Annotated in this window: 20 protein-coding genes and 2 tRNA genes; 10 read left to right on the plus strand and 12 right to left on the minus strand. The window is 34.8% G+C overall.

Annotated elements, in window-relative coordinates; translation table 11 throughout:
* Positions 1–12 precede the first annotated feature (12 nt).
* The 9 genes from K5R64_RS08650 to K5R64_RS08690 form a co-directional block, all read right to left on the minus strand.
* Positions 13–777: a class I SAM-dependent methyltransferase gene (locus K5R64_RS08650; protein WP_220762674.1), complete on the minus strand. Its 765-nt coding sequence runs from the start codon at positions 775–777 to the stop codon at positions 13–15.
* 50 nt (positions 778–827) lie between these two features.
* Complete coding sequence (locus K5R64_RS08655; protein ID WP_255580331.1) at positions 828–1,244, minus strand: GxxExxY protein; 417 nt, start codon at positions 1,242–1,244, stop codon at positions 828–830.
* Between the two features lie 68 nt (positions 1,245–1,312).
* Positions 1,313–2,131 carry a type I methionyl aminopeptidase gene (map, locus tag K5R64_RS08660; RefSeq protein WP_220762676.1) on the minus strand — a complete coding sequence of 273 codons (819 nt, stop codon included), beginning with the start codon at positions 2,129–2,131 and terminating at the stop codon, positions 1,313–1,315.
* 42 nt (positions 2,132–2,173) lie between these two features.
* Positions 2,174–3,583 (minus strand): TolC family protein, encoded by a 1,410-nt coding sequence (locus tag K5R64_RS08665; RefSeq protein ID WP_220762733.1) that lies wholly within the window; start codon positions 3,581–3,583, stop codon positions 2,174–2,176.
* Positions 3,583–4,938, minus strand: a complete 1,356-nt coding sequence (locus K5R64_RS08670) for an HlyD family secretion protein (RefSeq protein WP_220762678.1) — start codon at positions 4,936–4,938, stop codon at positions 3,583–3,585. Before K5R64_RS08670 ends, K5R64_RS08665 begins: the two co-directional genes overlap by 1 nt.
* A 4-nt stretch (positions 4,939–4,942) precedes the next feature.
* Positions 4,943–6,601, minus strand: coding sequence for a peptidase domain-containing ABC transporter (locus tag K5R64_RS08675; RefSeq protein WP_220762680.1), 1,659 nt, complete (start codon positions 6,599–6,601; stop codon positions 4,943–4,945).
* A 5-nt stretch (positions 6,602–6,606) separates the two neighbouring features.
* A complete protein-coding gene (locus K5R64_RS08680; RefSeq protein ID WP_220762682.1) occupies positions 6,607–7,272 on the minus strand; it encodes a TetR/AcrR family transcriptional regulator in 666 nt (221 codons plus the stop codon).
* Positions 7,273–7,400: 128 nt separating this feature from the next.
* Positions 7,401–8,918: a 2,3-bisphosphoglycerate-independent phosphoglycerate mutase gene (gpmI, locus tag K5R64_RS08685; protein ID WP_220762684.1), complete on the minus strand. Its 1,518-nt coding sequence runs from the start codon at positions 8,916–8,918 to the stop codon at positions 7,401–7,403.
* 123 nt (positions 8,919–9,041) lie between these two features.
* Entirely contained in the window at positions 9,042–11,447 is a 2,406-nt protein-coding gene (locus tag K5R64_RS08690; RefSeq protein WP_220762686.1) for a DUF5916 domain-containing protein, read from the minus strand.
* Positions 11,448–11,641: 194 nt separating this feature from the next.
* Here K5R64_RS08690 and K5R64_RS08695 point away from each other — a divergent pair, with 194 nt between their 5' ends.
* The 3 genes from K5R64_RS08695 (at position 11,642) to K5R64_RS08705 (ending at position 12,715) form a co-directional block, all read left to right on the plus strand.
* A complete protein-coding gene (locus tag K5R64_RS08695; RefSeq protein ID WP_220762689.1) occupies positions 11,642–12,364 on the plus strand; it encodes a murein L,D-transpeptidase catalytic domain family protein in 723 nt (240 codons plus the stop codon).
* A gap of 170 nt (positions 12,365–12,534) precedes the next feature.
* Positions 12,535–12,607 (plus strand) — tRNA-Gly (locus K5R64_RS08700).
* A gap of 35 nt (positions 12,608–12,642) precedes the next feature.
* Positions 12,643–12,715 (plus strand) — tRNA-Gly (locus K5R64_RS08705).
* A gap of 43 nt (positions 12,716–12,758) precedes the next feature.
* On the opposite strand, the gene pepE is transcribed toward K5R64_RS08705, so the two are convergent.
* Positions 12,759–13,466 (minus strand): dipeptidase PepE, encoded by a 708-nt coding sequence (pepE, locus tag K5R64_RS08710; RefSeq protein ID WP_220762690.1) that lies wholly within the window; start codon positions 13,464–13,466, stop codon positions 12,759–12,761.
* 297 nt (positions 13,467–13,763) lie between these two features.
* Here pepE and K5R64_RS08715 point away from each other — a divergent pair, with 297 nt between their 5' ends.
* From K5R64_RS08715 to K5R64_RS08725, 3 genes are all read left to right on the plus strand, one after another.
* Positions 13,764–14,513 carry a hypothetical protein gene (locus tag K5R64_RS08715; protein ID WP_220762692.1) on the plus strand — a complete coding sequence of 250 codons (750 nt, stop codon included), beginning with the start codon at positions 13,764–13,766 and terminating at the stop codon, positions 14,511–14,513.
* 97 nt (positions 14,514–14,610) lie between these two features.
* Positions 14,611–14,937 (plus strand): twin-arginine translocase TatA/TatE family subunit, encoded by a 327-nt coding sequence (locus K5R64_RS08720; protein WP_220762694.1) that lies wholly within the window; start codon positions 14,611–14,613, stop codon positions 14,935–14,937.
* Positions 14,937–15,503 (plus strand): phosphatase PAP2 family protein, encoded by a 567-nt coding sequence (locus K5R64_RS08725; protein WP_220762695.1) that lies wholly within the window; start codon positions 14,937–14,939, stop codon positions 15,501–15,503. Before K5R64_RS08720 ends, K5R64_RS08725 begins: the two co-directional genes overlap by 1 nt.
* 222 nt (positions 15,504–15,725) lie before the next feature.
* Here the strand turns inward: K5R64_RS08725 and K5R64_RS08730 are convergent, their stop codons facing one another.
* Positions 15,726–16,367: an O-methyltransferase gene (locus K5R64_RS08730; RefSeq protein WP_220762696.1), complete on the minus strand. Its 642-nt coding sequence runs from the start codon at positions 16,365–16,367 to the stop codon at positions 15,726–15,728.
* 84 nt (positions 16,368–16,451) lie between these two features.
* Here K5R64_RS08730 and rlmN point away from each other — a divergent pair, with 84 nt between their 5' ends.
* The gene (gene rlmN, locus K5R64_RS08735; RefSeq protein WP_220762697.1) at positions 16,452–17,495 is read left to right on the plus strand and encodes a 23S rRNA (adenine(2503)-C(2))-methyltransferase RlmN; all 1,044 of its coding nucleotides are present in this window, start codon (positions 16,452–16,454) and stop codon (positions 17,493–17,495) included.
* Positions 17,496–17,700: 205 nt separating this feature from the next.
* The gene (locus tag K5R64_RS08740) at positions 17,701–19,575 is read left to right on the plus strand and encodes a U32 family peptidase (protein ID WP_220762698.1); all 1,875 of its coding nucleotides are present in this window, start codon (positions 17,701–17,703) and stop codon (positions 19,573–19,575) included.
* Between the two features lie 43 nt (positions 19,576–19,618).
* Here the strand turns inward: K5R64_RS08740 and K5R64_RS08745 are convergent, their stop codons facing one another.
* Positions 19,619–20,482 (minus strand): helix-turn-helix transcriptional regulator, encoded by an 864-nt coding sequence (locus K5R64_RS08745; RefSeq protein WP_220762699.1) that lies wholly within the window; start codon positions 20,480–20,482, stop codon positions 19,619–19,621.
* Positions 20,483–20,573: 91 nt separating this feature from the next.
* Here K5R64_RS08745 and K5R64_RS08750 point away from each other — a divergent pair, with 91 nt between their 5' ends.
* Positions 20,574–20,936, plus strand: a complete 363-nt coding sequence (locus tag K5R64_RS08750; protein ID WP_220762700.1) for a DUF983 domain-containing protein — start codon at positions 20,574–20,576, stop codon at positions 20,934–20,936.
* 45 nt (positions 20,937–20,981) lie between these two features.
* Positions 20,982–21,557 carry a Crp/Fnr family transcriptional regulator gene (locus K5R64_RS08755; protein ID WP_220762702.1) on the plus strand — a complete coding sequence of 192 codons (576 nt, stop codon included), beginning with the start codon at positions 20,982–20,984 and terminating at the stop codon, positions 21,555–21,557.
* Positions 21,558–21,668: the final 111 nt, after the last annotated feature.

Consider the following 21,668-nt stretch of genomic DNA (forward strand, 5'->3'; position numbering starts at 1 on the left):
AATAAGTAGGATTTATTTAAAACAGACAGGAATCACTTCGCCTTTGGCTAAACAATACTTTTCGACTAATTCTGGGGCGATTTTATTGGTATAATCTTCTTCGATTACAGTAAAACCAATGGAACGCAGTTTGTCAAAATAGTCACGTCCATAAATACGCACATGGTCGTATTGTCCAAAAATTTTAGCACGCTCTTTTTGGTCGGTAATCGAATCATCTGCAAAGGTAGTTTCCCGATTCAAGTCTTGTGGGATTTGTAAAATCGCCATTCCGCCTGGTTTTAATACGCGATATAGTTCCTGCATCGCTTTGGTATCATCAGGAATGTGTTCCAAAACGTGGTTGCACAAAATCACATCATATTGATTGTCCTCAAAAGGCAAATTGCAAATATCTGCTTTGACATCCGCCAAAGGGGAAAACAAATCAGTGGTAGTATAATCGAGGTTTTTTTGCTTTCGAAACAACTTATAAAAAGCTTGCTCAGGTGCAAAATGCAATACTTTTAGCGGTGCGGTGAAAAAATCTGTCTCTTCATTCAAATACAACCACAACAAACGGTGTCTTTCTAAGGAAAGGGTGCTTGGCGACAAAACATTGGTACGCTGCGTTCCGTATCCATAAGGTAAAAAGCTCTTGAAACTTTTCCCGTCAATCGGGTCTGTATAAGTATTTCCTTTTAAAGCCATTGCTAAAACAGGACGGACCACATAACTTAAACGAATCAAGATAGGACGCGGAATGGTATTGAGTATAAGTTTGAATGCTTTTTTCATTTTCTTTCACAAAGATTCACAAAGACATCACAAAGATTCACAAAGTTTTTTTAAGAATCAGGTGTTGTGTTTATAAATCGTTTTATATTGTTTTTTAGTATTTTACTATTGTAATTCATTAAAAGCCCTAATGGATATTTACCTAATTTCAAGTAGGTAAGTATTTGTGCAAAATGAACAGAGGTAAAGTTCTCAACTGTTTTTAATTCAATCACTAGTTGATCTTCAACTAGTAAATCAATTCGATATCCATGATCGAGTTCTATTTCTTTATAAGTTATGGGTAGCGTTATTTCCTTTTTGACGTTTAAACCTGCATTTTTTATTTCGTAAAAAAGACATTCTTGATATGCTGATTCTAAAAGTCCAGGACCTAGCTGTCGATGAACTTCAATTGCAAGACCTATAATTTTATAAGAAAGAGTCTCCATGTATTCGGAAGTAACTATTGGTTGTTCACTATCCATTGGTACTAATTTAAAAATAAAATCTTTGTGAATCTTTGTGATGTCTTTGTGGATCTTAGCGTAATAACTTAAATCACTAATGGTACTTTTCTAAATTCATCCTCTTCATTGCTAACGATTCCTAGTTCTTTGTATATATAAGCGAATGTGGAGAGTAATTCAGGTTTTCCATCTACAAGTGCCACATCATGTTCAAAGTGAGCAGAGGGTTTTCCGTCGGCGGTTAGGATGGTCCAACCGTCTTTTAGTTGCTTGATGTTGCGGGTTCCTTGATTAATCATTGGCTCTAATGCAACAACCATTCCCTCAACAAAAAGTTTACCTCTTCCTTTTTTTCCATAGTTAGGCATTTCCGGGTCTTCGTGCATTTTTTTTCCTAATCCATGACCTACTAATTCTCGTACCACACCATAACCATGAGCCTCATTATATTTTTGAATAGCATTCCCTACGTCTTCAACTCGGTTTCCAGCTTTGAATTCGCGAATTCCAACATATAGAGATTCCTTAGTAACTTGTAGTAATTTTTTAGTCTCAGGAGCCACTTCACCTACTTCAAAAGTATAGGCATGGTCACCGTGAAAACCATTTTTGAAAGCACCACAATCAACAGAAATAATATCACCACTCACTAAGGGGGTATTGTTTGGAATTCCGTGAACAACTTGAGCATTTGGACTCATACACAAAGAATTTGGGAAACCATACAGCCCTAAAAAACTAGGCTCTGCTCCATGGTCACGGATGAAAGCTTCGGCTAGTTTGTCTAAATGTAAAGTGGTTACTCCTTCTTTTATTTCAGAAGCAAGCATTCCTAATGTTTTAGATACAATTAGGGCACTTTCGCGCATTAATTCTATTTCTTCACGAGATTTTACTATAATCATGATTATAAATTTTGAATTGGCAAAAGTACAATATTAATTGATTTAATCAGGATTTGCCATGATTTTATAGAGTTCAGCATTAGAAACACAAAACTCATTACGCAAAGCAATTGCAGTAAGTTGGGCTGTAATCAAACTGCTTTCGCGACTATTGATTAAAAACAACGAACTCTCACCAAAGGAGAACAAGCGTTCTTCGGATTGCAACATCGTATTGTAACTACTCACCAAATCGTTGGCCATTAAGCGTTGTTTATTTAACGACTGAATCACTTCATTTTGCGCTTTAATTTTATTGGTCAATTGCTGACGCTCTAATTGTAAGCTATTGGTCGTCTCTTGAATTTTAAATTCAGCTAATTTTAGCCCACCTCTTTCTTTTCGCAAAAAGAGAGGATAAGCAAAATTGACTCCTATTTTATAATTTTCAAATTTATAACTATCGATGTATTGCGGCTCCGATAAATACGAATACGAAAGGTCAATCTTAGGTAGCAGCAAATTGGCTTTTAATTTTCGTTCTACTTCCAGCATATCGATTTTGGTTTCAAGTGCATTGATTTTAGGATGTTTCTCAATCGTAAAATCCTGCGCTAGCAAATCGTTAGTTTTTAAAGTTTCTTGAATGGTATTCTCTAACAGCAGTTCAGGATAAAGCGTATCCGAAAGCTCCATAGGAATAGAATTGTCTAACCAAAGAAAATTAGAAAGTTCCAGTTTTGATTTTAACAATTTCAATCGAGAGTTCTCCATGCTCAATTGACGACTTTTTAAACTAATACTCGCTTCAATACTATCAATCGCTCTTTTGTCACCTTGTTGAATCAATGATTTAATAGCGTCAAACCGAGTTTGTGCATTGGTATTGTACTGAGCGTACATTTGGAATTCTTCATAGTTTTTTTTCCAATTGAAATAAGCAACTGAGGCATCGTACAAAATTCCAACCGCTAATAGTTTTCGTTCGGCTTGGCTCAATTGGAGTTGCATTTTGGCTTTTCGTAAATCAGCCATTCGTTGGTTAATAAACAAACCTTGCCCAATAGGAACAGAAATCCCAATGGAGGTTAATCCAGGATTGGGAACTGTATTTTCGGGATTCAAATAATACCCTTCGTTTTGTTCGAAACCCGCTTTGATTTCGACACCATACCAAGTAGGAATTTTAAAACTGCTATTCAGTAACGAATAATAGTCTTTGCCTTTAAATTGTTTTTTATCAAAATCAACTTCAATCTTTGGATCAAAGGCACCTCTTGCAGCCATTAAATTAGCTTGAGCCTTATTGATTTCTAAGTTAGCGGTCTTTACTAAGGGATGAAATTTTTTGACATACCCCAAGTATTCATTAAATGTAAATTCCTGTTTTTGTTTTGTTTCAACACCACTGTTCATTACCTGAGCCTGAAGAATGAAAGTGAAATGCAGAAAACACAGTACGAGATATTTCATCATTTTTTTTCTTTAGATTTACTCGGTTGTTCATTGGCTACGTAGTAATCTGGAGGGAAACCGTTCAAAATTCTCCATATTTCAAACCATACAGGTACGGTATTCAACAAAGCAATAGTTTGTGCACCCGAGCCTATGCTAATTTGTTTAGGCCAAGGCAAATCATCAGGGTCAGGCGCAATAAGGACTCTGAATTTACCGTTGTCACTAATGAAATTTTCTACAGCAACAATTTGCCCCCCAAAAGTTCCATAGGACATATTAGGCCAACCTGAAAATACAATGGTAGGCCAACCGTCAAACCAGATTCGTACTTTGGCTCCTTTTGAAATCAAAGGCAAATCAAGTGGATTCACATAAGTTTCCACAGCAATATCGTATTCTGATGGCATGATGGTCGCTATAGGTGTTCCTTCCTTTATAGTTTCCCCTATACCCGCTTGTAGCGCACGGTTGATGTACCCGTTTTGTGCCGCTCTAATATAATACATCCCATTACGAATACTGTAATTTGCATATTGATTTTTTAATTTATTCACCTGAGCATCTGTATCATATTGACTACTTAAAGCAGTAAATTGATCGCTTTTAGCCTTTGCTATTTTTTCTCCATATTCAGCATCAATACGACTTAGTTCTACTTTTGTATTAATTAATTCGTTTTTACTTGTTAGCAATTTGTTTTCCTGAGTAATTATTTTAGCCTCAACTTCCTGTAATTTTAGGCGTTTTTCCTCTACATCTGTCAAGGGTTTCAAGCCTTCCTTATTAAGTTGTACCGCTCGATTGTATTGGGTAGTAGCAATTTTTAGTTGGGTTTTAACCGCTACCAAATCAATAGAATCACTTTTAATTTTGAATTGCGCTTGTTGCAATTTGTTGTTTGCTTGTTCTAATTTTAATTTTTGTTCGCTTAGAATCGCTTGAATTTGATTATCCAAAGCGCCTACTTTTGACCCATAAGATTCTAATGCCTGTTGTTTGGCTTCGAGTTGGTTTTTGGTGTTTTCTACCAAATTAGGATCCATATAATCCTCTTTGATTTCGGATATAAACAAGATGGTGTCTCCTTTTTTAACAAAATCTCCTTCTTGTACATACCATTTTTCAATTCGACCCGAAATCACACTCTGTATCGATTGTGGTCGCTGGTTTGGTTTTAACGTCGTGACCGCTCCTTTTCCTGAAATATTTTGGGTCCAAGGCAGAAACAAAGCAACAAAAGCCAATATCGAAAGAATGGTTATAATACGGTTTAAGATTCTATAATGAGGCCTTGTTTTGAGCTCTTTGACAGTTTTGTAACGATCCAAATTTTCTGGAGCAACTCTATTGTTGTTTGAGATATTTAGCATGTTATTATTTTTTAGTATCTAAAATGATTCTTCCTTTTTGCATCGTAATGTGTCTATTGCATTTTGTTTTCCAATAAGGATTTTTAGAGGAAACAATTATTGTCCATTGGTGTTTTTCATCGGTTATAAAATCAATAATTTCATTTGCCACTTTTTCGTCCATTGTGTCTGTTGGGTCTTCATAAAACAAAATTTTTGGCTTGCTCACAATGCTTCTGGCCAATAGAATTTTTTGAGCATTAGAAGACGACAATTGTTTTCCTTCGGGAAAAATAGGAGTAAACAAACCTTGTGGCAAGGACTTAATAAAGTCTTTTAACTGCACTGCATCAATGGCCCATTTTAAGGTTTCATCATTAATGAATTCATTTTTAAAAGTAATATTATCAATAACACTACCTTCAAATGGTGTTTCTCCATACACTATACTTTCGATTTGAGAGCGGTATTGGTTAAGATTAATCTTTTTAAAAGTATCATCATTAATATATACATTTCCTTGGGTAGGTTGCATCAACCCTGACAAGATACGCATTAGAGTTGTTTTCCCAGAACCATTTTCACCATCGATAAAAATACGTTCTCCTTGGTCAATTTTTAACGTTATTGTATCCAGTATTTTCTTTTTAGAATCAGGAAACTGAAAACTCACCTGATCCAAATCCAGCGTTATGGATGTATAACAATTATTATAATCCACAGGAAAATCTTCTTCTAAAGTCATATCAGTAATTGTTCCTATTTTTTCTAAAGAAGTCAATACATCATAGAAAGTTTCTAATCCTAAAACAATTTTTTCGACCGAATTAATAACCAATAAGATAATAATTTCAGCAGCCACAAATTGACCGATATTCATTTGTTGGGATAGTACCAAAAACCCTCCGATTGACAACAAACTAGCAGTAATGATTATTTTAAAAATAACCAATTGGCTAAATTGTGTCTTAATTACCGTAAAATGCTTTTCGCGGTTGTACAAGTAATCCGAAACGAGACCATCGTTTTTATGAAGTGCATATTCATGATGCAATTGGTTTCTAAAACTAAAGTTGTTACGAGCCAATTCCTGCAACCATCCTGCTACTTTGTACTTGTATTTAGATTCTTTTAAACTGGTTTCTAGACCGGGCTTGTATGAAAATCTAAAGATGAAATACAACATTACCATTAATAACATTCCAAAAATGATGAAGTAATTATGATAAAGCGATAATAGGATAATTCCAAATATAATTTGTAGCAAAGCGGCAGTTGAACCTACTAATAATTTAGCCGTTCCTTTTTGAATCATCAAAGTATCAAAAAAACGATTTGCTAATTCAGGAGGGTAACTGTTGTAATATTCTTCGAATTTAATTTTTGGTAATCGTACAGCAAACTCAAAAGAAGAACGGATGAATATTTTTTGTTGCAAATTCTCCATAATTCGCAATTGCATAAAGGACAATATCCCAACCAAGGCCACACCAAAAACCACCAATACAATCAATACAATCCAAGAAACACTAGCCCTCCCAGATTGTATAAAATTTGTTATGGCTTGTATTCCTAATGGCAAAGACAAGCTTATCACCCCCGAAAGAATACCATAAAAGAATAATTGGTAAACATCTTTTTTATCTAATTCTAAGAGATTGTAAAATCGTTGTAATGGTTTCATATAGTTTATTTTTTTAAAACAGTTGAAATGAGATTCAAATAGAAATCTGTAGGCGAAACCTGTTCGTTACAGTCCGTAATTGTTTTTAAATGGTCTTTCAAAAAGTACTGATGGAGTCCTCCCTCAATGATGGAAGAAGCCAAACTTTTAGGATACGGATACTTTGGGTTAACTTCTTCTATAAGTTGTATAAGACGATTGATGACACTTTTATAAATTAAAAAAAAGCCCTCTTTATTCTCGTCATCTACTTCTTTGGTATGCAATGTTTTTGTAAATTCAGCAATAATGATGGTATTTAAAACCGATTCGTTAATGTGTGGAATAGACAAATCTTCTTCGGCTTTTTCTGTTACAACCGTTATGGCACGTTTCAAACGCTCGAATGGGTCATCGATATTGGTCATTTTAAAAACCATTTTATACTCTACCCAACTCCAATACCACGAACATAAATAGACTAATAATTTGTGTTTATTTTCAAAATAGCGGTAAATAGAACTTTCATTAGAACCTATTTTGTCTCCTAATTTTTTGAAAGTAAAATTATCAAATCCTATTTCGTTAATGAGAAAGATACTTTCTTGCAAAATTTTTTTTCCTAAAACAGATGTTTCAGGGTCTTTGACATAAATTTTCTCATTGACTTTTATTTTTAATCCAGATAACATAGAGAGTTTAATGAGAGTTATTTATGCAAATATAATAGTATTACTATCAAGTTTTTGACTTTAACTTTTTTTTATAAAAAAAGCCACCCGAAAGGCAGCTTTTATTAATAACTATATCATTGTATGAATTACAACAACGAATGTTGTGTCATCACTGCAGGTTGTGGTACCCCCATCAAATCAAGGATTGTAGGAGCTATATCTCCTAACACACCATCATTTACTTTTTTAATTTCTTTGTCAACCAAAATGAACGGAACAGGATTTGTAGTATGAGCCGTATTTGGACTACCGTCAGGATTAATCATGGTTTCACAGTTACCATGGTCTGCAATTACCAATACACTATAATCATTGGCAATAGCTGCAGTAATTACTTTTTCAGCACATTGATCAACCGCTTCACAGGCCTTGATAGCAGCTTCCATTACTCCAGTATGTCCAACCATGTCACCATTGGCAAAGTTCAAACAAACAAAATCAACCTCACCTTTTTCGATTTCAGGAACTAATGCATCAGCAAGTTCATAAGCGCTCATTTCAGGTTGTAAATCGTACGTGGCTACCTTGGGAGAATTTTTAAGGATACGGCTTTCACCTATAAAAGCTTCTTCACGGCCTCCCGAGAAAAAGAAAGTTACGTGTGGGTATTTCTCAGTTTCAGCAATTCGAATTTGTTTTTTACCTGCTTTTTCTAAAACTTCACCTAATGTTTCGGTAATATTATCTTTGTTGTAAACTACTTTAACATTTTGATAGGTTTCGTCGTAGTTAGTCAATGTAACATAATACAAGTTTAATTTGTGCATGTTTTGCTCATGGAAATCTTGTTGCGAAAGTGCTTCTGTTAATTCACGACCTCTATCAGTTCTGAAATTGAAGAAGATAACAACATCGTCTTCTTGAATGGTAGCCAAAGGTTTCTCGTTGCTATCAACAGCTACAAGTGGCTGGATAAATTCGTCTGTAACATCATTTCCATAACTTGTAGCAATGGATGTAACTATATCATGCGTAGGGGTACCCACACCGTTTACAACTAAATCGTAAGCTAATTTTACTCTTTCCCACCTTTTATCACGATCCATGGCATAGTAACGTCCAATTACTGAAGCTATTTTTACAGGTGTATTCGAAATGTAGTTTTGTAAATCTTGGATGTATTTTTTTCCTGATTTTGGATCCACATCACGACCATCCGTAAAAGCGTGAACAAATACATTTTCTAATCCGTAAGCTTGACTAGCGTCAATTAAGCCACGCAAATGAGAAGTATGAGAATGCACTCCTCCATCAGATACCAATCCTAGGAAGTGAACTTTTTTATTATTGTCTTTGGCGTATTGAAAAGCATCTTTAAGAACTTGCTCTTGTGCTAGTGTATTATTGGCTACAGCCAAATTAATTTTGGCTAAATCTTGGTACACAATTCTTCCTGCTCCCAGATTCATGTGACCTACTTCGCTATTTCCCATTTGTCCTTCAGGAAGACCTACATGTAGTCCATCAGTGCGAAGTTGGGCACTTGGGTAGTTTTTGTAAAGGCTATTTATAAATGGTACATTGGCATTATCAATTGCAGATACTTTTGGGTCTGGAGATTTCCCCCAGCCGTCTAAAATCATTAAGATTACTTTTTTGTTCATTTTGTCAAGTTTTATGCAAATATAAAATTTTTTAAAATGGACAAGGCTTGCAAATAGGATAAACTTACGGATTTAAAGTAGGGCTAACAAAGTTATAGCGTTTTGTTGCAGAATACAACCTGATTATTTGGAAATAGAATTATAATCAATAAAATAACGCAATCTAACAGAAAAAATATCCGTCATATTCCCTTTAAAAACATTATTAAAATTAGTGCTAAAATTACGCTCAACATTATTGCTATCTAATTGAGTATAGTTACGATAAAGAACAGATATTTCACTACCTGGAGCAAACCACCAAGAATAAGACAAATCAAAATTCCAAGAGTTGAAATTTCGATTTTTGTTCATCGAAAAACTGGTATTAGGTGTAAGTTCGCCGTTATTCTGCAAAGTTGAAAATTCGTCAATATCCGAATATGACCAATAGTAACGAGCCGTTAAATTCAATGTCATTCTATTATTAATCGCGTATTTCCCTATAAGGTCATTTTGAACAAATTGGCGTTTTCTTTTGCTGTAAACAATATCATTGTTATCAAAAGCCGCCCAACCTCGGTCGTTGATTCTCCCTTGGTATTCTGACGTAAGGGACAAAGACAATCTAGTATTGAAACGGTATTTAAGAACCGAATAAAACCAGTAGTTGATGCGATTTTTTTCCTTATAAAATGTAGTTGAAGGCTGAAGTACAATTGAAAAAGGCCTATTTTCATTAGAACTATAATTAAAAAGCCAAAAAATATTTGCTGGAATATAAGAATACCTCCCTACTACTCTAGGCTCATAAAAATCATAGGTTTTCATGGGATTAATGTCCAAAATGAATTCATAGTAATCATTCTTTAAATTAGTCGCTTTCAACTCGGTTTCTAAGGTAGCATTTTGCAATTTACCAGAGGGGTTATCCAACTCTACATTTACAGACTCTTTTATTTTAAAAGTGTTGAACACGCGAGTGGGATTGATAATCCTGTAACTTCCTTCTGCATACCCACTATGGTAATTGGTAAAATACAGAAGTCCTAAATCATTTGAATCATAATCTTTAGAAACGTATTTAGACAAAAAAGCATATCGATATTGCCCACTTGTTTTTGCAAAACCAAGCTGTGATTTTATTCCGTTCAAATTTTCAACATCTTGAGTAGTACTATATTTAAAATCACCGTATAAATTATAGGTGTTTTCTTTTGTGTTCAAATCGAACAACAAGGCTGAAACATTGGCATCTCTAAAAGCACCATTTCGCATAGTATTGGTATTCAAAAAGGTTACAGACGAATTTTGCCTAAAACGTTGATCTAACACCACTATATTGTAATTAGTCAACGGCTGAATTACACTCTCCCGATTTTCATTTGTTACTTTGTTACTAATCTTAGCCACAGTTTTTTCAGTTACTGCGTTCAACACCCCTATACCCAATCCTTTTTTGGTTCTACCTGAAATTTTGATAGCATTAATTAAATCCACACTACTAGGATAATTCGTAATTTCTTCATTAGTATTCAACTCGCCCTCTAAGGTTTCTTTTTCCACCACAGGACTACCTCCAATTCTTCGGGAATAAAATATATTTCCCTTACTGAACAAATTGGTACCTTCTGTGAAAAAAGGTCTGTTTTCAGTTAAATTTTGCTCAAAAGGATCAAGATTCAGTATGGAATTATCAAATTTTGTTTGTCCAAAATCGGGTATCAAAATAGCATCAAGTGTAAATGAGGCATTAATACCATACTTGATATCCAACCCCGCTTTCACTGTCCTGTCAGAAGTAGTTTTATCTTGTTGGTAATAAGCCGAAGTGTACGGAATTAAGAATAGTCGTGTAGGAGGCGAAATATCATTAATCCCCTCTAACACCCCTGCTTGATTGGTCACATTCCCTACTCGTGTATCGATAAAATTCCAAGTATATTTTTGAACATTGCGTTTTATTTCACGCATAAAATTAACACCCCAAATTTGTTTTTGGGTATCAGTAAATCGCAATGCTGCATACGGGATTTTCATCTCGACAACCCATCCAAAACTGGCAATTCTTACTTTGCTTTCCCAAATAGCATCCCAAGTAAAATCTTCGGCATCTTTAGTAGCAAGACAATCCATCTGTACACCAGCAGCACTTACATAAAAACGATAGTCTTGTTGCCCATCATTAAACCCATTAATAAAAACTGAAAAATGATCTGATGCACCAAAAACATCTCGATTAGTAACTTCTCTCAATATTTTATGAGGTTCATCATCATATAGAACGGCCGCAATGTATATGGCCGTATTATCATGTAAAACCTTTACTTCAGTTCGTTTTTCATTCGAGATAGGCTTACCATTATCAGGCTCATACATGACAAAGTCAGTTGCTACAGAGCTATTTTTAAACCAAGCATTCTCATTGATTCTGCCATCTATAGAAATGTCCGAAGTCAACAACTTAGATTGAAGTGTTTTCTTTTGACTATAAACACTGCTGTTTATGACCCAGCAAATAATCAATAATAAGAGGTGTTTATGCGTCATAAAAGTAGCCTTGTTCAAACAAAAATAACATAATTTTAACTAATGGCAAATATAATGCAAGTCTGTAGTTTTTATAGTACTAATTACGTAAAAAGTTGTTAATTATTCATTTACAACTGCAATAGGTTTGTTATATCAGAAAACATATTTTATATTTGCCATCCCATTTCTATTTTGTAATTCAATCTATATCAATGCGTTGTAAGTTTACCGTTCGTCTTTTTTTACTGTTTTTCCTATTACCAATTGGGAGTTTATTTTTTATTAAAGCTAAAGAGGCTACCAAAATTAATCCTAAAAAAACAGCCTCTATTAATCCCGTATCAAACGAAGAAAGGGTTTATGAAAGTTTGCAGTCAAACCAATTTGATCTACCCAACTTCCCAATTTTTGCCAAAGCCTTAAATGGTTTTTACCTTTTAAAAGAAAAAGGATTAATCCAAAAAAACATTCTCACCCTAATTGACTTTAGTCTTTCATCCAATACGCAACGTCTTTGGGTAATTGATTTAGAGAACAACACCGTCTTATTCAATTCCTTAGTAGCCCACGGAAGAAACTCAGGGGAAGAATTTGCAACTAGCTTTTCCAATACAGCCGAATCTTTCAAAAGCAGTTTAGGATTTTATGTCACTGGCGAGGAATACATCGGAAAACACGGAAAATCACTTCGCTTAGACGGACTAGAAAAAGGCCTAAACGACAATGCACGACAAAGAGCAGTAGTTATACATGGTGCTAATTATGTTTCTAATTCGTTTATAAAAAACAACAAGAGACTAGGAAGAAGCCTAGGCTGTCCCGCAATTCCAGTCGAATTGACTAATAAAATAATTGAAACCATAAAAGACAAATCTTGCTTGTTTATTTATCACCCTTCAAACAACGAAGAAATAATGTCGCATTTAATCTCTTAACACTTCCATTTTTTACTTTAAGAATTGACCCTAAAATAGAAAAAACAAAAAAAGACTAAAGCTAACATTTTAATTTTAAAAAGGTTAGCATCAGGCATTATTTTTTTATTAAAAACATTAAAAAAAATTTGTTTCAAATTGAACTTATTGTATATCTTTGCGCCAGTAATGCGGAAGTAGCTCAGTTGGTAGAGCTCCAGCCTTCCAAGCTGGTTGTCGCGAGTTCGAGCCTCGTCTTCCGCTCTTAGAGCAGTACTACTGTTAACATATTTTTTTTTGCGGAAGTAGCTCAGTTGGTAGAGCTCCAGCCTTCCAAGCTGGTTGTCGCGAGTTCGAGCCTCGTCTTCCGCTCTTCAATAAAAACCGTCTTTATTAATATAATGGCGGTTTTTTTTTATTTCAAAAAAGTCAAATCTGTACCACTTGCCACTTCTTCTGCTTGTTTTCCTTTTTGAAAAAGACGCGCAAACAAATTTCCCCTTAACACAATCGCATTATTATTCACCTCCAACCAGCTCCCTTCCCGCAATCCTAACACAGGAATTGCATTAAAGGCATGAAATTCATGAATTCTTGTTTCTCTAGTTTCCCCCATGTGAGTAGATGACAGATCTGCATCTTGAAAATGTGGATTTATATTAAAAGGCACAACACCCAAAGTTTGAAAACTCGGTGGATAAACAATAGGCATATCATTTGTGGTTTGCATGGTCAATCCACAAATATTACTTCCTGCACTAGTTCCTAAATAGGGCGTACCCTTTTTCACAACCTCAGATAGGGTTGCCATAATTTTGTTCGCATACAATTGAGAAACCAATAAAAAAGTATTCCCTCCCCCAGTAAAAATCCCTGAAGCTTCCTGCAATGCCTTTATCGGATTTTCAAATTCATGAATTCCTTTCACACCAATTCCCCATTCCCCAAATATCGCAACCATCTTTTCCGTGTATTCCTCATGTGTAATTCCACTAGGCCTTGCATAAGGAATAAACAAAATTTCATCGCACCCCTTAAACAACGCTTTGATTGCTGAACTCAAATAATCCAGTGGCTTTTCACGATGCAAAGTAGAAGTACTGGCAATTATCACATTTTTCATGTATTATATTTTAGCATTTAAAAAATCATCTCATACAAGAATCATCTTTTGTAAATTACAATTTACTTTCAAGGCATTCCTCATAAAGCAGATAAAATTCAAAAATACAGAAACAACAACAGCCCACATCCTGGTTGTTCACTAAAATTTAGAAAAAAATCATTTACATAACTCAAACAAAACTAAGTAGGATTTGTTTTCATTTTTAGCATTAAACTCGTAACTTTATGCAATGTCCTTTTACTCCAATAATACAACATCAAAGTCACCTAACTTTTCATATTAAAACAAAAACAAATGAAGACTAAAATAGCAACCCTACTACTTTTATCAATCACACCGTTTTGTTTTGCTCAAATAAAACAAAGCAAACTTATCAAAGGCCAAGTCAAAAACAACTTAATTCCAGTTGAAGACGTTATTGTATTCAACACTAAAGACCATTCAGGAGTAAATGTTAACGCATTTGGCTCTTTTGAAATCAGAGCCAGCATAAATGACACATTGGTTTTTTCGAGCTTGGTATTTAAATCCAAAAGAGTGGTTTTAACTGAAAAAGATTTTATAAAAAACCAATTAATTGTGCCTTTGGATGTTTTTACTAATGAACTAGCTGAAATTGTCATTTTATCCAAAAAACAAATAAACCCCATAAGCGGCAACACGCAAAAAATCGTTGATTTACAATACTTTGATGACACCCAATCCTCTCCAAAAAACACTGTTATGCCCTCAGACGGCAGTATTGAGAAAGGAATGGATTTTGTAAAAATATTTAAAGGTGTATTAAAGACCCTAAAAACGGAATATCCAGAAAAAAAAGATTTTTACAAAGACACCACCTTTTCAGACTATGTTATCACCCATGTAGATTATTCTTTTTTAGCAAATACGTTACAACTAAAAGACCACGAAATAAAATTATTTCTTGTTTATTGCGAAAATGATTCTAAGTCCAGAACCTACATGAATCCTGCATTAGAATTTCAATTATTAGATTTCCTCACCAATAAAAACAAAGAATTCAAACGCATCATCGCCAATTAAACCCCAATGTGCCACTCCCTACAACATTTTTTTTATGAAAAAATTAAAAGACAAGGAATCAAAAAATGATATCTTTGTGGTTTAAAACAGAATAATTATGTTTGGCATAGGCGGAGGAGAAATACTTTTTATCATGTTTATCGTGTTAATGCTTTTTGGTGCAGACAAAGTACCTGAAATTGCACGCACATTAGGCAAGACAATTGCACAAGTTAAAAATGCAACAAACGACATCAAAAACGAAATCCAAAAAGGAGCAGAAAATCAGGGAATTGACACAAAGTCGTTGACCGAAATGTCCGGAAACATCAATTCTCAAATCAATAAAGCTACTGAAGACATCTTTGGAGATACCGTAACTCAAGCCAACAAAATCAAAGAAGACATCGAAGAGGTTTCTGGCCCAATAAAGCGTCAAATGTAATGATTGAAAAAATCCTCTCATTAGACACCCAACTACTGATTTTCCTTAACGGTTTGGGTTCTGAGCAATACGATGCACTTTGGTTATTTATCACCAAACAAAGCCATTGGACTCCTTTATTTTTGTTCTTTTTATACCTTATTTACAAAAAAATAGGCCCCAAACAAACTCTTTATCTGTTGTTGTTTGTAGCCGTATTAATCGCTTGGACAGACCAAATCACAAATTTATTCAAGTACAGTTTTGAAAGGTTACGTCCTTGTAGTAACCCCAACATCAACACCACCATACGGGTCGTAAAATCAAGTCAGTCATTTAGTTTTTTCTCAGGTCATGCCGCCAATAGCATGGCTACAATGATGTTTTTATTTCAAGTCTTAAAAAAACATTACACGCATGCCTACCTGATTTTTATATGGTCATTTATTTTTGCTTATAGCAGGATCTACCTAGGCTTACACTACCCTTTGGACATCCTTTGCGGATTTTTATTCGGGCTCCTATCAGGTTATGGATTTTATAAAATCTACACCTTAATTCAAGAAAAATATTTCCCTGTTCGATAATTATTTGGAGCATTTTCCAGCCCTACATTACAATCTTAGTGTCAAAAAAATGGTTTTTTCTACACCATAAAAGGAGCTTCTTGCAGTCGCTCTTTTCTGGCAAGAAAAAAATTCCATTTTTGACACTAAGGATTTTCATTACGGTCTGGGCTAAGGATTCAGAGCAACAACACGATTAAGATTAATACAAATTTCACAACACACTTTCTGTTTTTTTTATTGCTACAACACCCTACTCACCGTTAAGCCGTCACGTATGGGCAGCAAAACCGTTTCCACTCTAGGGTCGTCACGCAATAATTGATTGTATTGCACCAATATTTGAGTACTTACATCATTAGGATGAATTTCCTCCAACACTTTTCCACTCCACAACACATTATCTGAAAGAATGACACCTCCTTTGTTCATCTTAGGCAAAATCATCTCAAAATAATTGATATAATTTTCTTTATCAGCATCAATAAAAACCAAATCAAATTTTTCTTCAAGTGTTGGGATAATCGCCGCAGCCTCCCCAAGATGTTGGATTATTTGTGCACCCCAAGGTGACTTATCAAAATGTTTGCGTTGAAAATCAACCAATTCTTCCTTAATATCAATCGTATGTAAAACTCCATTTTCCTGCATACCCTCACACAAACACAATGCCGAATACCCTGTATAAGTCCCGATTTCAAGAATATTTACCGGACGAATCAATTTGGACAACATACTCAAAACACGCCCCTGAAAATGACCACTTAACATTCTAGGCAGCAGTATTTTTTGGTAAGTTTCTTTGTTTAATGCTGCTAACAAAGCGGGCTCTTTTTCTGAGTGTTGTTCAATATAATCTTCTAAGTCTTGTGATAGAAAATGCATAGGGCGTTTTTTTAGAATCAATTTGTTCCAAAGTTATTAAAATATCAAAACAACAATTCGATAAATAGTCATTAAATTTGCAGTATGCAAATAGAAAAAAAAGACATACGGGCTTTAAGCAAAGACGAACTGCGTGCGTTTTTTGTCGCTAATGGCGACAAATCATTTCGCGGAAATCAAGTGTATGAATGGCTATGGAGCAAAGGAGCACATAGTTTTGAAGACATGACTAATGTATCCAAAGAAACTAGAGCCATGTTAAAAGTGCATTTTGTAATCAATCACATTAAGGTTGACAATATGCAACGTTCAGAAGACGGAACCGTAAAAAATGCCGTAAGATTACACGACGGATTAGTAGTAGAATCTGTTTTAATTCCAACCGAAACTCGTACTACTGCATGCGTCTCTAGTCAAGTAGGTTGTAGTTTAGACTGTAATTTTTGTGCCACTGCTCGCTTAAAAAGGATGCGAAACCTTGAGCCAGCTGAAATTTACGACCAAGTAATTGCCATAGACCGAGAAAGCAAACTCTATTACAACCACCCCCTTTCAAATATTGTCTTTATGGGAATGGGTGAGCCTTTGATGAATTACAACAATGTCCTCAAAGCCATAGAAATGATAACTTCTGAAGAAGGCTTAGGTATGTCCCCAAAACGCATTACCGTATCCACTTCTGGAATTCCTAAAATGATCAAGAAACTCGCTGACGATGAAGTAAAATTCAAATTAGCGGTATCCTTACACTCTGCAATTGACGAAATAAGAGCACGCATCATGCCTTTTAGCTCTAATTTTCCTTTATCTGAATTACGAGAAGCCTTAGAATATTGGTATCGCAAAACCAAATCAAAAGTTTCTTATGAATATGTAGTGTGGAAAGGAATCAATGACAACAAGGAATCAGTAGAAGCATTGGTGAAATTTTGCAAATATGTTCCTTGCAAAGTCAATCTAATTGAATACAACCCTATTGATGACGGTGAATTTCAACAAGCATCAGAAGAAGCAATTAATGCTTACATAAAAGGTTTAGAAAACATAGGAATAGTGGTAAAAGTAAGACGTAGCCGAGGGAAAGACATTGATGCTGCTTGCGGACAATTGGCCAATAAAGAGAATTAATAAATCTCCAACAACCCAACGGAACTTACTATTAAACCGTTTTTTGTTTTCACAACTAGCGTGTGAATTATCATTTTCATTTCATTCAAAAAATCCATTTTTAATTAGAAATCTTGGATAATTTATCAGACCTTTGCAAACTTTTTGGACACTACTCCAAAAAAGCTAAGGTTTTAGAAATTAACAAATTACCATCCCTAAACAGATGAAGAAGAAAATAGAGATACTAGCTCCTGCCAAAGATTTGATTCATGGAATGGCAGCCATCAACGCAGGTGCCGATGCCGTTTATATTGGCGCCCCTCAATTTGGAGCTCGTTCAAACGCTCACAATTCTATTGAAGATGTAGCGGAATTAGTAAAATACGCTCATTTGTATCATGCACAGGTTTTTGTAGTTATCAATACGATATTATACGACAACGAATTGGAAACCTGTCGACAGATGATTTGGAAATTGTACGATATTGGTGTTGATGCTTTAATCGTACAAGATATGGCGATTATGGAAATGGACTTACCTCCTATCGTACTTCACGCTAGTACACAGGCGAACAACCGCGACCCACATAAAATCAAGTTTTTGAAAGATGCAGGAATGAAACGTGTGGTTCTAGCTCGTGAGTTGAACTTACACCAAATCAAAGAAATTGCCGACACTGCTGATGTAGAATTAGAATTCTTTGTTACTGGAGCTTTGTGCGTTTCTTTTAGCGGAAACTGCTATATGAGCGTGGCCAATGGAGAGCGCTCGGCTAATCGTGGTTCTTGTGCGCAAAACTGCCGTTTGCCGTATAACTTAATTGATGGTAATGGCGATACTTTGATCAAAAACTCCCATTTGCTTTCGATAAAAGATTTGGATGTTTCAGACCAACTTCCGAGTTTAATTGAAGCAGGGGTTTGCTCTTTCAAAATTGAAGGCCGCTTGAAAGATGTGGTTTATGTAAAAAACAATGTGTCGTATTTACGTAAAAAACTAGATGCTTTTCTTGAAAACGAAGGAAGTGAAAAATACGCTAAAGCTTCTTCAGGAACCTGCACCTACACCTTTGATTCGGCATTAAACAAAAGCTTTAACCGTGGTTATACGGATTATTTTGTTAACGAAAGACACCAAGCTATTGGTTCTTGGGAAAGTCCAAAATCAAAAGGACAATATATTGGAAAACTCATTCAAACTGTTGGAGGAGCTTACCAAATTGAAAATGGAGCATTACTAAACAATGGAGACGGTCTTTGCTACATCAACGAAGAAAACGAAGCCGACGGAATTTACGTAAACAAAGTCGAAAACGGTTTGGCGTATCCAAATGTCTTGAAAGAAATAAAACCTGGAACATTTATTTACCGCAACAACGATGCTGCTTTCATCAAAATCGTTGAACGTGAAGACAGTGCGGTACGCAAAATTAGTACAACCTTGTTATTGACCGAAAACGAAAATGGTTTTGAACTCATCGCTACGGATGAAGACGGCTATGTAAGTACCGTAACTTTGGCTCACGCCAAAGAGCAAACCAAAAACGGACTTTCGATTGAGGAAAATATCAAAACTCAATTAGGCAAAACAGGATTCACTCCCTATAAAGCAGACGAAATCACAATCATGTTCTCGGATAACTGGTTTTTACCGATTTCGAAAATCAACGAAATGCGTAGAACGGTTTACGAACAATTGTCGGAAATACGTTTGGCAAACTACAAACGTGAAGAACACCAATTGGTCAAAACAGACCATCCTTACCCAGAAACCAAATTGGATTTCATGTACAATGTGTCTAATAAATTGGCTCGAAAATTCTACGAACGCCACGGTGTAACCGAAATCGAAAAAGCATTCGAACTGCAATGGGATCCAGGAAAATCGCGTGTGATGACAACCAAATATTGCATCAAATACGAATTAGAAAGATGCCCAAAATACCATCGTGAAAACATGGACAAAAAAGTCAAAGAGCCCTTGGTATTAAAACAAGGCGAATTGGAATACAAACTCAAATTCAACTGTAAACCTTGTGAAATGGAAATCTGGGAAAAAGATGCCGAATTTGAAATTGAAGAAGACCATTTTCATTAAAATACTAAACCGATGCTTATTATATAGTATCGGTTTCTTTTTTTTATACTTTTTGTGTCCTAAATTCAGTAGCTGTCATTCCCGTATTTTTCTTGAACAACCTAGAAAAATAAGAGCAATCATCGTAGCCTAAAGTTATAGCGATTTCGTTAACTGAAAATTGTTTCTCCATCAACATACGTTTCGCTTCTAGTATCACTCTATCAGTAATAACCTGAGTAGTTGTTTTATTAAGAACTTCTTTCGTAATTCTATTCAAATGTTTCAAACTAATGTGAAGTTGTTCCGCATAATAAAAAGGGGCTTTTTCTGTTTTATATTTTTGCTCCAAAAGAATAGCAAAAAGAGTTAACTTTCTATTATAAGAGTGAACTTCATTCTTAAAAGCACTCGCATATTTCCTAGCCAATTCAATATGAATAATATCTAACAAATTCATTATTTTATCGCGTTGTAGTAATTGATTCTGATTACTTTCCGCTATCAAGGCGTCAAAAAAAGGAATAATCACTTTTAAGTCTTCTTTATCCAAAACGATTTCAGGTGAACTATTCACTTTGGAATAAAACGGATAATCGTCAATCCCTTTTTGTCCAAAATACAGGTTGTAGATTTCTTTTGAAAAAAACACAATATACCCATCTGTATTTTCAGTCAAACACCAATGATGCATTTGCCCAGGTTGCAACACAAAAACACTACCTGACTGAATTATAAAATGGTCAAAATCGACCACATGAGTTCCTGTACCTGAAGTAAAAAAGACTAAAACATAGAAATCATGTCGATGTGGCTTTTCTATAAAACTATGACTCAACAAATGATTTTTAAATGTATTCACATACAAATCACTGTGTACTGAATTGCAGTCAAAATTCTGAATCGAATAAACTGGATATTTTTTCATTATTCAAAAATGTCTTTATTGTGCTATAAATAGCGAATATAGAAAACAAAATACATATAGATAAAAAATACCTTTGCTAAAAATAATCGAAATGATAGACACTCTATATCACCTCTTCAAAAACAAATGTCCTAATTGTCATAAAGGTTCTGTTTTCAATGAAAAAAAACCTTTTTTAAAACTTGGGTTCCCTACAATGCATTCACATTGTTCTCATTGTCATTTTAAATTTGAAAAAGAGCCCGGTTATTTTTTTGGAGCAATGTACATGAATTATGGCTTAACAGTAGCACAATCTATTGCAACATACGGCATTGCACAAATTTTCTTTAAAGAAACTTTTGATATACGAATTATTCCTATCATTGCGGTGGTCATCGTAGTAATGGCTTCTTTTAATATTCGCTTTTCTAGATTATTATGGATTTATTTGTTCAAAGGGTATTCCGCTTAAAAAAGTCCCTAAAAACGACTATCTTAGCGATAGAAACCTTATTTCATGTCGTTAATTCTCGAAAATATTGCCAAACAAATTACGCTGTCACCTGAAGAGCAAGCACTGTTATTGTCAAAAATTGAAGTCAAAAAATTTAAAGCCAAAACAATATTGCAACAAAGCGGAACAGTTTGCAAGAATTCTTATTTTGTCTATTCAGGGATTTTGCGAAGTTTTAGTATTAACGATAATATTGTCGAACATATTATGAGTTTTGCCTGTTCGGGCTGGTGGATTAGTGACATGTACAGTTTGCTTTCTCAAAAGCCTGGAAACCTTTTTATCGAAGTATTAGAAGATGCCGAAGTAGTTATTCTTTCGAAAGAAAACCAAGAAATTTTATACCGCGAAATCCCAAAACTAGAACGCTTTTTCAGAATCTTAATCGAAAATTCTCTGGTTGCCAATCAGGAACGTTTGATGGATAATTTAAGTTTATCTGCCGAAGAACGTTTTGAAAAATTCCAAGCCAAATACCAAGACCTACAATACAAAATCCCTCAAAAACAAATTGCATCTTTTATTGGCGTGACCCCAGAATTTTTTAGTAAAATGAAATCCCGAATATTGAAAAAGTGATCAGTGTTCAGTTGTTTGGTAGGCAGTCGCAAAAGAAAATACAGTATTCCTTCATTATGTTCCAAGGCTGAACACTCCTCCTCTGTTTACTGAATACTAGTTCCGAATCTT

Origin of the sequence: Flavobacterium sp. UMI-01, assembly GCF_019656315.1 — a bacterium.
GTDB lineage: Bacteria > Bacteroidota > Bacteroidia > Flavobacteriales > Flavobacteriaceae > Flavobacterium.

Excerpts from the sequence above, each read along its gene's own strand:
- K5R64_RS08655 (WP_255580331.1), bottom strand. The coding sequence starts at position 1,244 with ATGGATAGTGAACAACCAATAGTTACTTCCGAATACATGGAGACTCTT.
- K5R64_RS08720 (WP_220762694.1), top strand. The coding sequence starts at position 14,611 with ATGTTTGGCATAGGCGGAGGAGAAATACTTTTTATCATGTTTATCGTG.
- gpmI (WP_220762684.1), bottom strand. The coding sequence starts at position 8,918 with ATGAACAAAAAAGTAATCTTAATGATTTTAGACGGCTGGGGGAAATCT.
- K5R64_RS08690 (WP_220762686.1), bottom strand. The coding sequence starts at position 11,447 with ATGACGCATAAACACCTCTTATTATTGATTATTTGCTGGGTCATAAAC.
- K5R64_RS08755 (WP_220762702.1), top strand. The coding sequence starts at position 20,982 with ATGTCGTTAATTCTCGAAAATATTGCCAAACAAATTACGCTGTCACCT.
- K5R64_RS08670 (WP_220762678.1), bottom strand. The coding sequence starts at position 4,938 with ATGCTAAATATCTCAAACAACAATAGAGTTGCTCCAGAAAATTTGGAT.
- K5R64_RS08740 (WP_220762698.1), top strand. The coding sequence starts at position 17,701 with ATGAAGAAGAAAATAGAGATACTAGCTCCTGCCAAAGATTTGATTCAT.
- rlmN (WP_220762697.1), top strand. The coding sequence starts at position 16,452 with ATGCAAATAGAAAAAAAAGACATACGGGCTTTAAGCAAAGACGAACTG.
- K5R64_RS08730 (WP_220762696.1), bottom strand. The coding sequence starts at position 16,367 with ATGCATTTTCTATCACAAGACTTAGAAGATTATATTGAACAACACTCA.
- map (WP_220762676.1), bottom strand. The coding sequence starts at position 2,131 with ATGATTATAGTAAAATCTCGTGAAGAAATAGAATTAATGCGCGAAAGT.
- K5R64_RS08680 (WP_220762682.1), bottom strand. The coding sequence starts at position 7,272 with ATGTTATCTGGATTAAAAATAAAAGTCAATGAGAAAATTTATGTCAAA.
- K5R64_RS08675 (WP_220762680.1), bottom strand. The coding sequence starts at position 6,601 with ATGAAACCATTACAACGATTTTACAATCTCTTAGAATTAGATAAAAAA.
- K5R64_RS08750 (WP_220762700.1), top strand. The coding sequence starts at position 20,574 with ATGATAGACACTCTATATCACCTCTTCAAAAACAAATGTCCTAATTGT.
- K5R64_RS08725 (WP_220762695.1), top strand. The coding sequence starts at position 14,937 with ATGATTGAAAAAATCCTCTCATTAGACACCCAACTACTGATTTTCCTT.
- K5R64_RS08695 (WP_220762689.1), top strand. The coding sequence starts at position 11,642 with ATGCGTTGTAAGTTTACCGTTCGTCTTTTTTTACTGTTTTTCCTATTA.
- pepE (WP_220762690.1), bottom strand. The coding sequence starts at position 13,466 with ATGAAAAATGTGATAATTGCCAGTACTTCTACTTTGCATCGTGAAAAG.
- K5R64_RS08715 (WP_220762692.1), top strand. The coding sequence starts at position 13,764 with ATGAAGACTAAAATAGCAACCCTACTACTTTTATCAATCACACCGTTT.
- K5R64_RS08745 (WP_220762699.1), bottom strand. The coding sequence starts at position 20,482 with ATGAAAAAATATCCAGTTTATTCGATTCAGAATTTTGACTGCAATTCA.
- K5R64_RS08665 (WP_220762733.1), bottom strand. The coding sequence starts at position 3,583 with ATGAAATATCTCGTACTGTGTTTTCTGCATTTCACTTTCATTCTTCAG.
- K5R64_RS08650 (WP_220762674.1), bottom strand. The coding sequence starts at position 777 with ATGAAAAAAGCATTCAAACTTATACTCAATACCATTCCGCGTCCTATC.